Raw genomic sequence first — 14590 nt, 5'->3', positions numbered from 1 at the left:
CCCCGAAACAAAACGCAGCCCCCCCCCCCCCNAGAAAACAGAACCCCCCCCCCCCCCCCCCCCCCCCCCTGGCCCGGCGCGCGGAGCGCGTCCTGGAGACGGCGACGCTGCACGGGTATCCGCGGCTGGTGCTGGGAGCCTGGGGGTGCGGGGTGTTCCAGAACGACCCCGCGGAGGTCGCGGAGGCCTTCCGGGCCCTGCTGTCGGGGCGCTTCGCGGGGGTCTTCGAACGGGTGGTGTTCGGGGTACTGGACCGCAATCCGGGGCCCCGGGAAGCGTTCGAGCGGGCGTTCGCGGGCTGATGTCGGTGGGGGCCGCCATACTCGTCGTGTGACCGACCCCGATGCGCTGTTCGACCACATCGCCGCCGACCTCGCCCCGCACGGCGTCACCGCGGGCGCCATGTTCGGCGCGCGCGCCCTCAAGGACCGCGGGAAGGTCTTCGCCTGCCTCAACGGCGATGCCCTCGCCGTGAAACTCGGGGTGGGCACCCCGGCACACGCCGAAGCCCTGTCCCTGCCCGGCGCCGAACTCTTCGACCCGTCCGGGGCAGGGCGCCCCTTCAAGGACTGGGTCGCCCTGCCCGCTGCGCAGGGCGACACCTGGCCGCACTACGCCGAGACCGGACTGGCCGGCCTCGCCGGCTGATCCGCGGCGACAACCGTGCCCGGCCGACTGCCGCCGGATCCGCGGCCGCGCCCGGGCGGCTACCGCCAGCCGTAGCGCTCGCGGAGCCGGTTCACGACCAGCTGGAACCGGCCCCGGTCCAGGGCGCACGCCTCGCGCCGCATGCCCGCCTCGTGCACGCGCAGCACCCGGTCCACGTCGACCCAGGACTCCCGCCCGGCGCCGTCCCACGGCCCGGTCCCGATCGGCACCCACTCCCGGTCGTTGTCGTGCCGCTTGCTGGACAGCTGTACGGCGAGCAGCGTCCGCCCGCCCGCCTCCCGGGCGACGACCAGCACCGGGCGGTCCTTGCCGCGGCCGTCGTTCTCCTCGTAGGGGACCCAGGTCCAGACGATCTCGCCGGGGTCCGGGTCACCGTCCTTGTCGGGTGCGTACTCGGTACGCACCGGCCCGATGGCATGCGGATCGGCCTCGGTGGTGGCGGTGGCCCCGCTGCGCCCGGGCTGCTCGACGGGGTCGGAGCTGTGGTGGGAAAGTGCCGTCATTCGGGTGAGGTTACTGGCTCGAGCCCCGTCGGCGCGGCAGCGCCGGTCAGTCGGCCTGCGGCCAGTCCCAACCCAGCTGGAGGAAGATCCCGAGGCGGTCGCTGACCGCCCGGATCTGTGAGATCTTCCCCTCGGCGAGCGTGAAGATCCAGATGGCCTCCACCTCGAATGCGCGGCCGGTGGGCTCGGGCATCCGCGGATGGGTGCCGTTGTGGGTGCCACGCTGGGTGACGCGCGCGACGACGCGGTCGCCCTCGCCGACGAGTTCCTCCACGTCGACGACGAGCGGGTTGAAGGCGGCAAGCTGGCTGCGGATGCCGTCGAAGGCGGCGCCGGGTTCGTCGGCCTCGCCGTGGATGATCTTGTTGTGGTCGATGACGTCAGCGGCCATGAACTGCGCCAGATCATCCGGCCGGCGCTCGCTGACGGCTTCGAAGAAGCCGAGGACGGTCCGCTTGTTGTCTTCGGTGATCGCGCTCATGTCGTTCCCCCCCCGTGGGTCGTCGGTCGACGCGAGCATACGAGCAGTGCCGGTCAGTCGGTGACCAGGGCCAGGACGAAGCCGTCGTAGCCCTTGCTGCCGACGGTCTGGAGGGCGGTGGCGGTCAGCCTCGGGTGCTCGGCGATGAGTTCGGTGAACCGGCGGACGCCCTGGACGCGTGGGTCGGTGCTGTCGGGGTCGACGACGGCGCCGTCGCGGACGACGTTGTCGCCGACGATGATGCTGCCGGGGCGGGTGAGCTCGAGGGCCCACGCGAGGTAGTCCGGGTTCGACGGCTTGTCGGCGTCGATGAAGACGAGGTCGAACGGGGCCTGGTCCTTGAGTCCCGGCAGCAGGTCGATGGCCCGGCCGCGCCGGATGTCGACGACCTCGTCCAGTCCGGCCCGGGCGATGTTCGCGGCGGCGATGTCGGCGCAGCGCTCGTCGACCTCGAGCGTGACGAGCCGCCCGCCGGCGGGCAGGGCCCGGGCCAGCCAGATGGTGCTGTAGCCACCGAGCGTGCCGATCTCGAGGATGGTGCGGGCGCCGTGGATGCGGGCGAGGAGGTTGAGCAGCTTGCCCTGATTCGGGGCCACTTGGTGCGCGGGCAACCCCGCGGCGTCGGAGTCGACGTTCGCCGCGGCCAGCGCCTCGTCCTCTTCGACGAGCAGCTCGCCGAAGTAGTCGTCGACGGCGGTCCACGTCTGCTGATGCTGATGCTGAGCCATGAGTGCTCCTGCTCCCCTTCGCCGTCATGCTCGCTGACGATTAGTTCCCAAAGGAAACTTACACGAGATCGGGGATCTTTCAACGGGTTGTTGAGGGTGGGGGAGTGAGTGGTGGCGTGCCGGCTGGGGGTGGGGGTGGGGGTGGACGGTGAGGCGGGGGCGGGGGCGGAGGGGGCGGGAGGGTTGGTGGGGAGTTCCCTGGGGGAGCGGAAGGGGTGGGTCCGGACCCCGGGGGTTGGGGCTTTGCGGTCGGCGTCGGGAGGGCCGGTCGGGGGCCAGGGGCGGGGCCTGTGCGAGCGGCGTCGGGAGGGTGGGTCGGGGGGCCAGGGGCGGGGGCTGTGCGAGCGGCGTCGGGAGGGTGGGTCGGGGGGCCAGGGGCGGGGGCTGTGCGAGCGGCGTCGGGAGGATGGATCGGGACGTACGGGCGGAGGGGTCCGCGTACTCGGCGTCGGAGTGTGTCCGGGGGCGTCCCGTCAGTCCACTGTCCTTCCGTGTCGTGCCGGTCCCTCAAGGGCGCTCCTCCTTCGTCGTCGCGTCGCTTCGCGATGGCCTGCGGCCACCCTTGACCGACCGACCCGCCCCGGAATGCCATAAGACTGCCGGGAAGCCCCCGAAGGATGGCCGGGGGGTTCGGATTCCGACCTGCCCAGATCAGAGATGCCGAGCAGGGGCCCCTGGTCATCCGGAGTCCGTTCACCAGGACCACCGAGGTGGAGCAGGGTCGGGGCCAGGGGGAGGGGAACGCCTCCCTCAAGGGCCCATAGGCACCCTTTCCGCACCCAGGCAGGGTCAACCTGCACCAGACAGCGACCAGATGCCCCTGTCGGTAGGGGTGGGCCCGCAGGCGCCCCAAATCGCTACGCGCTCCTCATCTCTCGGCGTCCGACGGCCGTCTGGGGCTGGGCATAGGCCGCCCAGACACCTCCCAGGGGGGCTTTCCGGGCGTCTGCACGCTAGTTGGGGTGAAAAGCGGGCGAGGGGGAGCCTGATGCCGGATTTCTCAACCTCTCACTCCGGCAGGCGCCCATTCACCCCTCAACCGGTCGCCAAAACGGGACAAACAACCCGCACTCGCATCCCAGGCTGACCTCTGCCGGTCGTGGGCGGCTTATGACCGGCCCCAGACGGCCGCCGGACGCCAAACAGAGAGAAGCGCGTAGCGATTTGGGGCGTCCACGGTCCAACCGGGACCGCATGGTCATCTCATCGCTGTCTGGTGCAGGTTGACCCTGCCTGGGTGCGGAAAGGGTGCCTATGGGCCCTTGAGGGAGGCGTTCCCCTCCCCCTGGCCCCGACCCTGCTCCACCTCGGTGGTCCTGGTGAACGGACTCCGGATGACCAGGGGCCCCTGCTCGGCATCTCTGATCTGGGCAGGTCGGAATCCGAACCCCCCGGCCATCCTTCGGGGGCTTCCCGGCAGTCTTATGGCATTCCGGGGCGGGTCGGTCGGTCAAGGGTGGCCGCAGGCCATCGCGAAGCGACGCGACGACGAAGGAGGAGCGCCCTTGAGGGACCGGCACGACACGGAAGGACAGTGGACTGACGGGAAGCCCCCGTACCCACTCCGACACCGAGTCGACAGCCCCCGCCAGACTCTGTCCCGGCCGGGCTTTCCGGCGCCGAGTGGTCGGGCCTCGCTCATGGCTCGCGGTCAGCTCATCCGACCCCGCTCGCGCGCCCCCGCCCCCCGGGCATCCCGATCGACACCTTTGTGCCGACTCGACGGCTGCGCTCCCGGCGCCTCCGGTCAGCTCATCCGACCCCGCCCGGCCACCTCTGCACCCAGGCCCCCGCCGCCTCCGCCTGTGCGGCCAGCCCGAGCAGCAGGGGTTCCGCGCCCTCCGGGCCCAGGAGTTGGGCTCCCATCGGGAGGCCCGTCGTCGTGAGTCCCGCCGGGATGTTCACCCCCGGCCAGCCCAGGACGTTCCACGTCCAGGCGTACGGGCAGGCCGCGATCATCGCCCGGTCCGTGGCCATCGCCCCGAGTCCGGACAGGGCCCCGATCCGCAGCGGTGGAGTGGCCGTCGTCGGGGTCAGGACCACGTCGAACCGGCCGAAGATCTCACCGACCCGCCGCCGTAGCAGCACCTCCGCCCGGCGGGACACCCGTAGCGGCAGCCCGCCCAGGATGCGGCCCGTGCGCATCGCCTCGTGCGTGCGCGGGTCCAGCAGGTCGGGATCCGGTACCCGCGACGCCCAGTCCCGTACGCCCCGGGTCGCGCGGGGGACGAAGGTCAGGCCGATCTGCCCGTAGCGGGGGTCCGCCGGGACCACCTCGTGGCCCAGTGCCTCCAGCCGCGCGGCCAGTTGCTCCACCGCCGAACGGACCTCCGGATCAAGGGACTTCGGCGTCGCCGTGAAAGCCATCCCGAACGACAGGGCGATGCGCAGCCGGCGCGGGGTGCGGCGGGTCGCCTCGAGGGCCGAGACGGGTGCCGGCTGGTGGCGGTCCCCGGGGTGCTGGCCGCTCGCGGCGTCCAGCAGGAGCGCCGCGTCGGCGACGGTGCGGGCCAGCACGCCGTTGACCGTCAGCCCGTGGAACGACTCCGGCTCCGGCCAGGTGGAGATGCGTCCCCGCTGCGGCTTGACCCCCACCAGGTGGGTCCAGGCCGCGGGGATCCGTACCGAACCCGCCCCGTCGGACCCGAGCGCCGCCGGGACCAGCCCCGCGGCCACCGCGGCCGCCGAGCCGCCGGAGGAACCTCCGGGGGTGTGGGCCGGGTTCCACGGATTGCGGGTCTCCCCGAACGCCGGCCCCTCGGTGAAGGGCCACTGCCCCAGCTCCGGCGTCTGGGTCTTGCCGACGATGATCGCGCCGGCCGCGCGCAGCCTCCGTACGGCCTCGCTGTCGGCGGTCTTCGGCGGGAACTCCCCGGCGCAGCCGAACGCGGTCGGCTCCCCGGCCACGTCCATGTCGTCCTTGACGGCGACCGGTACGCCGAGCAGCGGGAGCCGCTCGCCTGCGGCCAGCCGCCGGTCGGCCGCGTCCGCCTCGGCGAGCGCGGCCTCGGTCCGTACGATCCGGAAGGCGTTGAGCTCGGGCTGCGCGGCCGCGATCCGCTCCAGCGCCTCCTCGGTCAACCGACGTGCGGAGACGCCTCCTTCGGCGAGTGCCTTCGCCGTGTCCACCAGACCGGAACAGACGGAAGCGACAGTTGAAGCCTTCGTACCTGACGGCACCGACATCGGACCTCCCCGTTACCGCTCGGTAGGACCGACGGTAACGGGGAGGGGCCGAGGGTGGCTAGAGCGGTTGGACCCAGCCTTCGAGCGAGGCCATGAAACCGTCGAAGTCGTCCCGGTGGATGGTGTGTCCGGCGCCGGCGACCGACCGCACCTCGAAACCGCGCTCCTCGAGGAGCGCGGCGCGCTCCGGGGAGATGAGGAAGCTCGGGTCGGCGAGCTGTACCAGCGAGGGAACCGACGGCGCCGCCGGCAGCAGGTCGGTACCGAACAGGGACGCCAGGCTCAGTGCCGTCGACTCGTCCCACATGGCCAGGGTCTCCAGCTCGACGTCGATGTCCGCCTCCTCCCAGCGCGGGTTCATCGCCCGGATCTGCTCCCTGGGCGCGGACTTGAACTGCACGAACGCCTCCGGATCCAGGCCCTCGGACGGGCTGGCCAGATGCCAGGCCGGGTCGGAGAACACCGCCCGCTTCGGCTTCAGCCGGTCCACGGCCAGGGAGAGGGTCAGCCCGCCCAGCGAGTGGCCCACGGCGAGGTCGGCGCCGGCCGGCAGGGTCTCGACCACGTCGTCCGCGAAGAGCTCCGGGGTGTACTCGCCGCGCCCGCTGGCGCCGTGTCCCCGCAGGTCCACGGCGATGACGCGGTACCCGCGCTCGGCGAGTGCGGGACCCACCCGGCGCCAGGTCCGGTGGTCGGCCATCATGCCGTGGATCAGGAGCGCGACGCGGTCGCCCTTGCCCCAGGTGTGGGTGTGCAGTTGCACGGTGATGCCTTTCTCGGGAAACGGGGGTGCACGCCAAAAGCGTGGGAGGGGGAGCGGGGGAGAGATCCCCGGAAGAGTTCCTCGGAATCGAGAGCGGCGGTCGCCCGCCGGCCGTCACCGCACGCTGCGGATCGGCTTCACCGCCAGGGCGCCGGCCACCGACAGGACCGCCGCGACGGCGAACAGCGCGGTGTAGCCGCCGCTCAGCGAGACGATCACCGAGGCGATGAACGGCGCGATGATCTGTGGTCCCGCGTTGGCGATGTTGAGTACGCCCATGTCGCGGGCCGCGTCCTCCGCCTTCGGGAGCACCATCGTCACCAGAGCCGTGTCCACGGCCATGTAGCAGCCGAACGCGAGCCCGTTGACCGCCGCGAAGGCCAGCATCGCCGTCCAGCTCGCCGACACGGCCGGGATCACGAGCGCGACGGCCGACAGCAGCGCGGAGGCGCCCACGAAGAGCTTGCGGCGGTCGAACCGGTCGGAGAGGTAGCCGCCGAGGACCGTGGAGACGACCATCGCCACGCTGGTCAGTGGCATCAGCACCGCCACCGCTGCCTCCGGCTCCATGCCCTCGGGCAGCGCCGTGTGGTCCTGGAGGATGTACAGCTGGTACCCGCTGACCGCGAAGTACCCGAGGACGAGCAGCGCCCGCCCGATGAAGGCCCAGCGGAAGTCGTGGTCCCGCAGGGCGCCGGTGAAGGCGGCGAGCTGCGTCTTGACCGGCAGCGGGGCGCGCGCCGGGAGCCGCTCCTCACGCGTGCAGGCCGTGAACAGGACCGCGGCGCCCGCCACGATCGCGCCGAAGACGAGGTACCCGGTGCGGTAGTCCTCCGCGAACGCCGCGCCGAGCAGCGCGCCCAGGGTGGAGCCGAAGGGCAGGCCGAGCCCGACGGCCGCGGAGGCCTTGCCGCGGGCGGACTTCGGGACCCGGTCGGGGACCACGGAGGTGATGGCGGCCTGGTAGACGTTCATGACGGCCTGGCCGAGGCACCAGGCGATCGTGATCAGCAGGATCGTGTCGGCGAAGCCGAGCAGGAACATGGCCGGTACGGCGGCGAGTCCGCCGCCGAGGATCCAGGGGTTGCGCCGTCCGCTGCGGTCGGACAGCGCGCCGGCGACCGGGTTGAAGACCGTGGCGAAGATCGCCGAGACCCCCGCGATCAGGCCGAAGTTGGAGACCTTGTTCGCCGGGTCGACGTCCTCGACCTGCAGGGCGAGCACGACACCGGCGACGCCGACGTAGAGCGTGTACATCGCGCTGTTGCCGACGAGCAGCAACGGGAACAGGCCGCGACCGGGACCGCGCGAGGTGGGGGCTGCGGGTGCGGCGGACGCGTCGTCGGGGGTGGCTCCGGCGGTGCCGGCGCCGGGGGAGGAAAGGGCCACGGTGCCCTCCTGGGCGGGTTCTTCGGGCGGATGAGGGTGGGTGGGGGGTGTGGTGCGAGCGCGGAGAGGTGCGCGCCGCCCTGTCGTGACGGCGGGGGTGCGACGGAACACGACAGGGCGACGGCACGGCGGGACACGGTCGGACACGTGCTGCGCGGCCCCGGGGAACGGGATGTGGCACCCGGGTTACACGTGTCAATGAAGCGTGTAACCACTGTGTAGCATTCGTTTCCGGCCATCCGCTAGCCCCCGGGTGCAACCGGTCTGGAAAGATGCCACGGCAATGTCACAGTCATCGAAATCGCCGAAGCCGGCCCCCGTGCCGACGAGCGCCGACGTGGCCCGGCTCGCCGGTGTGTCGCGCGCGACGGTCTCGTACGTCCTGAACAACGCGGAAGCCGTACGCATCAGCGAACCGACCCGCCGCAAGGTCCGCCAGGCCGCCGAGGAACTCGGGTACGTGCCGCACGCCGCCGCCCGCAGCCTGCGCGCCGGGCACACCCGGATCGTGCTGCTGCCCACCTCGCACGTGCCGATCGGCCCGCTCTACAGCGCCTTCCTGAACGAGCTCCAGTGGTCGCTGCGCCGCCTCGACTACACCGTCGTCCAGTACGGCAGCCTCGGCCTCAGCGGCGACGAGGCCGCGCGCGCCTGGGCCGAGCTGCGCCCGGTCGCGGTGATCTCCCTGGGCGAGATCACCCTGTCCGCGCACAACGTGGCCACGCTCAAACGGGCCGGCGCCCGCGCGGTGATCACGATGGGCCCGGTCGGTGTCCCCGGGGCCCACGCCCTGGTCATGGACCAGAGCGAGGTCGGCGCGCGGGCTGCCGCCCACCTCGTCGAGCGGGGCCACCGGCGCATCGGCGTCGTCGTTCCCGAGGAGGAGGGGCTGGAGCTCTTCTCCGCGCCCCGGCTGGAGGGCGCCCGCTCGATCGGGGCCGCCGCGATCGAGCCGCTCCCGATGGCCTACTCGGAGGAGTCGGCCGCCGCCCTGGCCGCCCGGTGGCGCTCCCTCGGCCTGGACGCGGTGTTCGCGTACAACGACGAGTACGCGATGCTGCTGATGCGCGCCCTGCTCGACGAGGGCCTGCGGGTCCCCGAGGACGTCGCGGTCATGGGCGCGGACGACCTGCTCATCGGCCGGCTGCTGCGGCCCCGGCTGAGTACGGTGCAGATCGAGCTGCCCACCGGGGACCACCTGGCCGCGCTGGTGGACCAGGCGGTGCGCGAGCCGGCCGAGATCACGCAGCGGCACGACCTGATCGCCGCCGTGGCGATCCACCGGGAGTCGACCTGACGGCAGCCCCGTACGGGGGCCCGTCCGGCAGGCCGTGACCGCAAGCCCGGCGACGACAGGCTCGGCGACGACAGGCGACGACAGGCCCGTGGCGGCAGGACCGTGACCGCAGGCCCGGTCACGGCAGGCCCGTGACCGTCGCCCCCCGCCCGGCCGAGGCCGTCCGCGCATGGCCGGCAGAGTGCCGTTGACAGGCGGTGACCTGCGGACGGAGACTGCGGGCGCGCCCCACCGGGCGCGCCCGGCGCCGTACCGGGTGCCGACCCCGGCACCGCCCCGGCGCCGCCCGTACGGATCCGCCCAGGAGAGCCCCCATGAGCATCCGCACCGCCCGCGACGGACGCAGCGTGCGCGACGTGTACGTCGTCGACGCCGTCCGCACCCCGATCGGCAAGTTCGGCGGCGCCTACGCCGGGGTCCGCCCCGACGACCTCGCCGCGCACGTCGTACGGGCGCTGGTGGACCGCACGCCCGACCTCGACCCGGCGCAGATCGACGACGTCGTCTTCGGCGACGCCAACGGTGCGGGCGAGGACAACCGGGACGTGGCCCGGATGGCCGTCCTGCTCGCCGGCCTCCCGGTGTCCGTTCCCGGGGTCACCGTCAACCGGCTCTGCGGTTCGGGTCTCGAAGCCGTGATCCAGGCCGCCCGGGCGATCGCGCTGGGCGACGCCTCCGTCGCCATCGCGGGCGGGGTGGAGTCGATGAGCCGCGCCCCCTGGGTGGTGCAGAAGCCGGAGCGGGCCTTCCCGGCCGGCCACCAGCAGATGTGGTCCACCACCCTCGGCTGGCGGATGACCAACCCGCGCATGCCCGCGGAGTGGACGGGCTCGCTCGGCGAGGGCGCCGAACTCATCGCCGAGAAGCACGGCATCACCCGCGAGGCCCAGGACCTGTTCGCCCTGGAGAGCCACCGCAAGGCCGCGGCCGCCTGGGCCGCCGGGCTGTACGACGACGAGGTCGTCCCGTACCCCGGCGTGGACCTCGTACGTGACGAATGCATCCGCGAGGGCTCCACTCCCGAGGCGCTGGCCCGCCTGAAGCCCGCGTTCCGGACGGACGGCACGGGTACGGTCACGGCCGCCAACGCCTCCCCGCTCAACGACGGCGCGGCGGCGCTCTTGCTGACGGACGAGGAAGGGCTGGCGGCCACCGGCCGGGAGCCGCTCGCCCGGATCAGTGCCTCCGCGGTCACCGGCATCGAGCCGCAGCTCTTCGGCCTGGGCCCGGTCGACGCCGTGCAGCGGGCGCTCGCCAAGGCGGGCCGCAGCCTGGCCGACCTCACCGCCCTCGAGCTCAACGAGGCTTTCGCCGCCCAGGCGTTGGGCTGCCTCGCGGCCTGGCCGGAGCTGGACCCGGCCGTGGTCAACCCGCGCGGCGGTGCCATTGCGATCGGCCACCCGCTCGGTGCGTCCGGGGCGCGGCTGGCCGGCTCGGTGGCGCACCAGCTGGCCGCGGCCGGCTCGGGTACCGGCATGGCGACGCTGTGCATCGGGGTCGGGCAGGGCATCGCGCTCGTCCTGGAGCGCTGAACGCTCCCCTGAACTCCCCTATGGCGCCCGGTCGTCGATCGTTTCCGGTCACGACGGTCCGTCAACTGCCCAATAACTGAACAGATGTGGTGCCTCCGGTCTGGCACGATGGCGCGTGCTGCCGCCCCCCGCCCCGCCCATCCCCACCGGAGGCCCCGCGCCATGCCGCTCCTCGAACCGATGCTCTGGCAGGACGGACCGACCCTCACCGGCGGCGCCGCCCCGGTCGTAGAACCCGCCACCGGCCTTACCCTCGCCACTCTCGAGCTCGCGGCCCCCGCCGACGTGGCGGACGCCGCCGTACGGGCCCGGGCCGCCCAGGAGGACTGGGCGCGGGCCTCCCACATGGAGCGGGCCGCCGTCCTGCGCCGGGCCGGCGACCTGTTCACCGCCCACGCCGAGGAGTTGCGGGACTGGCTGGTGCGGGAGTCCGGCTCGATACCCGGCAAGGCCGACTTCGAGCTGCACGTCGCCGCCCAGGAGTGCTACGAGGCCGCCGCGCTGGCCTCCCGTCCGGCCGGGCAGGTGTTGCCGAGCGAGGCGCCGCGGCTCTCCTTCACCCGCCGGGTCCCGGCCGGGGTGGTGGGCGTGGTGGCCCCGTTCAACGCCCCGCTGATCCTGGCGATCCGCTCGGTCGCCCCGGCCCTCGCCCTCGGCAACGCGGTGCTGCTCAAGCCGGACCGGCGGACCGCCGTGTGCGGCGGCCTCGCGCTCGCCGCCGTCTTCGCCGAAGCCGGGCTGCCGGGCGGGTTGCTGCACGTGCTGCCCGGGGGCGCCGAGACCGGGGCCGCGGTGGTCGCCGACCCGCTGGTCCGGGTGGTGTCCTTCACCGGCTCCACGGCCGCCGGGCGGGTCGTGGGCGAGCTGGCGGGCCGTCATCTCAAGCGTGCACACCTGGAGTTGGGCGGCAACTCCGCCCTCGTCGTCCTCCGGGACGCCGATGTCGAGGCCGCCGTCGCGCAGGCTTCGTGGGGCTCGTTCTTCCACCAGGGCCAGATCTGCATGACGGCCGGCCGGCACCTCGTCCACGCCTCGCTGTACGACGAATACGTCGAGCGGCTCGCCGCGCGGGCCGAGGCGCTGGCGGTGGGGGACCCGTACCGCGACCGGGTGCACCTGGGCCCGCTGATCGACCGCGGCCAGCTGGAGCGGGTCCACGGCCTGGTCGAGGCCAGTACGGAGCAGGGCGCGAAGCTCGTCGCCGGGGGCGCCCACGAGGGGCTGTTCTACCGGCCGACGGTGCTGGCGGGCGTCGCCGACGACACCCCCGCCTACGCGGAGGAGGTCTTCGGCCCGGTGGCGCCCGTACGGTCCTTCGCGACGGAGGAGGAGGCCGTCGCCCTGGCTTCGGCCGGCCCGTACGGACTCTCCCTCGGGATCGTGACCCGGGACGCGGCGCGCGGGCTCGAGCTGGCGGGACGGATCCCGACCGGGATCGCGCACGTCAACGACCAGACGGTGAACGACGAGGCGGTGGCCCCCTTCGGCGGGGTCGGCGCCTCCGGCACCGGAGCCCGGTTCGGCGGCGAGGCGAACCTGGACGCCTTCACGGAGCTGCGCTGGACCACGGTCCGCTCCACCCCGGCGGGGCACCCCTTCTGAGGGCCTCCGCTCCCGGGCCCGCGGCGGGCCCGGGACCCGCGGGCGGAATGCTCGGGGCCGGCCGATCGTTCAAGCTGCATACGAACCACACAGGAGGTCTGGAAGCCGTGGCTACTGTCGAGCTCACCAAGGACAACTTCGACCAGACGGTCAGCGAGAACCCGTTCGTGCTGATCGACTTCTGGGCGGGCTGGTGCCGGCCGTGCCTGCAGTTCGCCCCGGTCTACGAGAAGGCCTCCGAGGCCAACCCCGACCTGGTCTTCGCCAAGGTGGACACGGAGGCGCAGCAGGAGCTGGCCGCCGCCTTCCAGATCACCTCGATCCCGACGCTGATGATCGTCCGGGACCAGGTGGCGATCTTCGCGCAGCCCGGCGCGCTGCCCGAGGCCGCGCTGACGGACCTCATCGGGCAGGCGAGGACGCTGGACATGGACGAGGTGCGCGCGAAGATCGCCGCGTCGCAGCAGGACGGCCAGGGCCGGGCGGACTCCGCCGGTCCCGCGGAAGCCTGAGCTCCGACCCGCTGCCGCGCGTCTCCCGCGGCGCATGCGGTCCCCACGTAAGGTGACAGGGACATGAGCCCCTGGAACCACGGATGGTGACTGTGTCGGAAGCGGTGGAGTACGACGTCGTGGTGCTCGGCGGGGGACCGGCCGGCGAGAACATCGTGGACCGGACCCGCGCCGCCGGGCTGACCACCGCCTTGGTGGAGGCCGAGCTCGTCGGCGGGGAGTGCTCGTACTGGGCCTGCGTCCCGAGCAAGGCGCTGCTGCGCCCGGCGCTGGCCAGGGCCGACGCCCGCCGGGTACCGGGCCTTGCGGGCTCCGTCGGGGGGCCGCTCGATGCGGCGGCCGTGTTCGCGCACCGCGACTACTGGACCGGCAGCTGGAAGGACGACGGCCAGGTCGACTGGATCGCCTCGACCGGCGCCCACCTCTACCGGGGCCACGGCCGCCTGTACGGCCTCCGCAAGGTGGCCGTCACCAGCCCCGAGGGGGAGCACCACGTGCTCGCCGCGCGGCACGCGGTGGTCGTCGCCACCGGCACCCGCGCCCTGGTCCCGGACGTGCCCGGACTCGCCGGGGCGCGGCCGTGGACCAGTCGCGAGGCCACCTCCGCCCGGCAGGCGCCGGGCCGGCTGCTGATCGTGGGCGGCTCGGTGGTGGCCGCCGAGATGGCCACGGCCTGGCAGGCCCTCGGGTCCCAGGTCACGATGCTCGTACGCGGCTCCGGGCTGCTGCCGCGGATGGAGCCCTTCGCCGGGGAGCTGGTCGCCGAGGCGCTGCGCGAGGCCGGCGCGGTGGTCCGTACGGACGTCTCCGTCGAGGCGGTCGTACGGGACGGCTCGACCGGGCCCGTGCAGGTCGTGCTGGAGGGCGGCGAGATCCTGGAGGGCGACGAGCTGCTGATGGCGACCGGGCGCTCGCCGCACACCGAGGACATCGGGCTCGAGACCGTGGGGCTGACGCCCGGGGGTTGGATCCCGGTCGACGACAGCTGCCGGGTCGAGGGCCACGACTGGCTGTACGCCGTCGGCGACGTGAACCGCCGCGCGCTGCTGACGCACCAGGGCAAGTACCAGGGCCGCATCGTGGGCGCCGCGATCGCGGCCCGCGCGGCGGGCAGTACCGAACTGGACACCGGCCGCTGGGGCGCGCACGCGGCGACGGCCGATACGCAGGCCCTTCCGCAGGCGGTGTTCACCGACCCGGAGGCGGCGGCCGTGGGCCTCACGCTCGCCGAGGCCGAGCGGGCCGGCCACCGGGTGCGTGCCGTCGACTACGAGTTGGGCAAGGTCTCGGGCGCGGGCCTGTACGCCGACGGGTACCGCGGCCGGGCCCGGATGGTCGTCGACCTGGACCGGGAGGTGCTCCTCGGGGTCACCTTCGTCGGCCCGGGCGCCGCCGAGCTCGTGCACGCGGCCACGATCGCCGTTGCGGGGGAGGTCCCGATCGACCGGCTGTGGCATGCGGTCCCGGCGTTCCCGACGATCAGCGAGATCTGGCTCAGGCTGCTGGAGACGTACCGGGGATAGCCGAGTCCACCACGCCGGCCCGGCGGTAGCTGCTGCCGTCCCGGGTGCGGGTCAGCAGGCCCGAGGTGATCAGGTACCGCCGCAGCGCCGAGCAGTCCTCGTGCACGGTGCGCAGCGCGTCGTTGACCTCGGGCTCGGTGTACGCCCGGCCCTCCGCGAAGAGGGTTTCGGCGAGGTGGGCCAGCAACTGCTCGCGGCGGGCGGCCTTGCGCGGGATCGCGATGAGCCGGCCGTCGGAGAACAGGTCGGCGACGTGGCGCACGTTCCGGGGCACGGCAGTCGGGGGCAGGGCGGTCTGAGACATGGCAGCGAGCCTGTCCGACTCCCGCAGTCCCGGCAACGGATTTATGTCCTCGACGGCGACGCCAACTGAAAAGTGACGGTCGTTCATCTTACTGAGCGGTA

General features: G+C 73.3%; 14 protein-coding genes. 7 read left to right on the top strand and 7 right to left on the bottom strand.

Annotation, left to right across the window (positions count from 1 at the left end; translation table 11 throughout):
• Both ACZ49B_RS35880 and ACZ49B_RS35875 read left to right on the top strand, forming a co-directional pair.
• Positions 1-302, top strand: a 302-nt coding sequence (locus tag ACZ49B_RS35880) for a TIGR02452 family protein (RefSeq protein ID WP_468314611.1), incomplete at its 5' end; no start/stop codon positions are given.
• A 28-nt stretch (positions 303-330) separates the two neighbouring features.
• The gene (locus tag ACZ49B_RS35875; protein ID WP_468314608.1) at positions 331-648 is read left to right on the top strand and encodes a hypothetical protein; all 318 of its coding nucleotides are present in this window, start codon (positions 331-333) and stop codon (positions 646-648) included.
• A gap of 59 nt (positions 649-707) precedes the next feature.
• Here ACZ49B_RS35875 and ACZ49B_RS35870 read toward each other — a convergent pair whose 3' ends face one another.
• From ACZ49B_RS35870 to ACZ49B_RS35845, 6 genes are all read right to left on the bottom strand, one after another.
• A complete protein-coding gene (locus ACZ49B_RS35870) occupies positions 708-1172 on the bottom strand; it encodes a type II toxin-antitoxin system PemK/MazF family toxin (RefSeq protein ID WP_468314605.1) in 465 nt (154 codons plus the stop codon).
• 46 nt (positions 1173-1218) lie between these two features.
• Entirely contained in the window at positions 1219-1653 is a 435-nt protein-coding gene (locus ACZ49B_RS35865; RefSeq protein ID WP_468314602.1) for an ester cyclase, read from the bottom strand.
• 53 nt (positions 1654-1706) lie between these two features.
• Complete coding sequence (locus ACZ49B_RS35860; RefSeq protein WP_468314599.1) at positions 1707-2381, bottom strand: O-methyltransferase; 675 nt, start codon at positions 2379-2381, stop codon at positions 1707-1709.
• 1752 nt (positions 2382-4133) lie between these two features.
• A complete protein-coding gene (locus ACZ49B_RS35855; RefSeq protein WP_468314596.1) occupies positions 4134-5567 on the bottom strand; it encodes an amidase in 1434 nt (477 codons plus the stop codon).
• Between the two features lie 58 nt (positions 5568-5625).
• Positions 5626-6330 (bottom strand): alpha/beta fold hydrolase, encoded by a 705-nt coding sequence (locus tag ACZ49B_RS35850; protein WP_468314593.1) that lies wholly within the window; start codon positions 6328-6330, stop codon positions 5626-5628.
• A gap of 114 nt (positions 6331-6444) precedes the next feature.
• Entirely contained in the window at positions 6445-7719 is a 1275-nt protein-coding gene (locus tag ACZ49B_RS35845; protein ID WP_468314590.1) for an MFS transporter, read from the bottom strand.
• Between the two features lie 283 nt (positions 7720-8002).
• On the opposite strand from ACZ49B_RS35845, the gene ACZ49B_RS35840 reads away from it, so the two are divergent.
• From ACZ49B_RS35840 to ACZ49B_RS35820, 5 genes are all read left to right on the top strand, one after another.
• Positions 8003-9016: a LacI family DNA-binding transcriptional regulator gene (locus tag ACZ49B_RS35840; protein WP_468314587.1), complete on the top strand. Its 1014-nt coding sequence runs from the start codon at positions 8003-8005 to the stop codon at positions 9014-9016.
• Between the two features lie 314 nt (positions 9017-9330).
• A complete protein-coding gene (locus tag ACZ49B_RS35835) occupies positions 9331-10548 on the top strand; it encodes a thiolase family protein (protein WP_468314584.1) in 1218 nt (405 codons plus the stop codon).
• Between the two features lie 162 nt (positions 10549-10710).
• On the top strand, positions 10711-12150 hold the full coding sequence (locus ACZ49B_RS35830; RefSeq protein WP_468314581.1) for an aldehyde dehydrogenase family protein: 1440 nt from the start codon (positions 10711-10713) through the stop codon (positions 12148-12150).
• Between the two features lie 107 nt (positions 12151-12257).
• Positions 12258-12662, top strand: coding sequence for a thioredoxin family protein (locus tag ACZ49B_RS35825; protein ID WP_468314578.1), 405 nt, complete (start codon positions 12258-12260; stop codon positions 12660-12662).
• A gap of 83 nt (positions 12663-12745) precedes the next feature.
• The gene (locus ACZ49B_RS35820; protein ID WP_468314575.1) at positions 12746-14185 is read left to right on the top strand and encodes a dihydrolipoyl dehydrogenase family protein; all 1440 of its coding nucleotides are present in this window, start codon (positions 12746-12748) and stop codon (positions 14183-14185) included.
• Here ACZ49B_RS35820 and ACZ49B_RS35815 read toward each other — a convergent pair.
• On the bottom strand, positions 14157-14489 hold the full coding sequence (locus ACZ49B_RS35815; protein WP_468314572.1) for a DUF2087 domain-containing protein: 333 nt from the start codon (positions 14487-14489) through the stop codon (positions 14157-14159). The genes ACZ49B_RS35820 and ACZ49B_RS35815 overlap by 29 nt on opposite strands.
• Positions 14490-14590: the final 101 nt, after the last annotated feature.

The sequence above is a fragment of the Streptomyces sp. NPDC031132 genome (genome assembly GCF_055570595.1).
The sequence above is the reverse complement of the archived record's forward strand: the minus strand, read 5'-3'. Positions and strand labels throughout refer to the sequence as shown.

Coding starts and splice junctions, on each gene's coding strand:
- ACZ49B_RS35870 (WP_468314605.1), bottom strand. CDS start 1,172: ATGACGGCACTTTCCCACCACAGCTCCGACCCCGTCGAGCAGCCCGGG.
- ACZ49B_RS35865 (WP_468314602.1), bottom strand. CDS start 1,653: ATGAGCGCGATCACCGAAGACAACAAGCGGACCGTCCTCGGCTTCTTC.
- ACZ49B_RS35860 (WP_468314599.1), bottom strand. CDS start 2,381: ATGGCTCAGCATCAGCATCAGCAGACGTGGACCGCCGTCGACGACTAC.
- ACZ49B_RS35855 (WP_468314596.1), bottom strand. CDS start 5,567: ATGTCGGTGCCGTCAGGTACGAAGGCTTCAACTGTCGCTTCCGTCTGT.
- ACZ49B_RS35840 (WP_468314587.1), top strand. CDS start 8,003: ATGTCACAGTCATCGAAATCGCCGAAGCCGGCCCCCGTGCCGACGAGC.
- ACZ49B_RS35835 (WP_468314584.1), top strand. CDS start 9,331: ATGAGCATCCGCACCGCCCGCGACGGACGCAGCGTGCGCGACGTGTAC.
- ACZ49B_RS35830 (WP_468314581.1), top strand. CDS start 10,711: ATGCCGCTCCTCGAACCGATGCTCTGGCAGGACGGACCGACCCTCACC.
- ACZ49B_RS35820 (WP_468314575.1), top strand. CDS start 12,746: ATGGTGACTGTGTCGGAAGCGGTGGAGTACGACGTCGTGGTGCTCGGC.
- ACZ49B_RS35815 (WP_468314572.1), bottom strand. CDS start 14,489: ATGTCTCAGACCGCCCTGCCCCCGACTGCCGTGCCCCGGAACGTGCGC.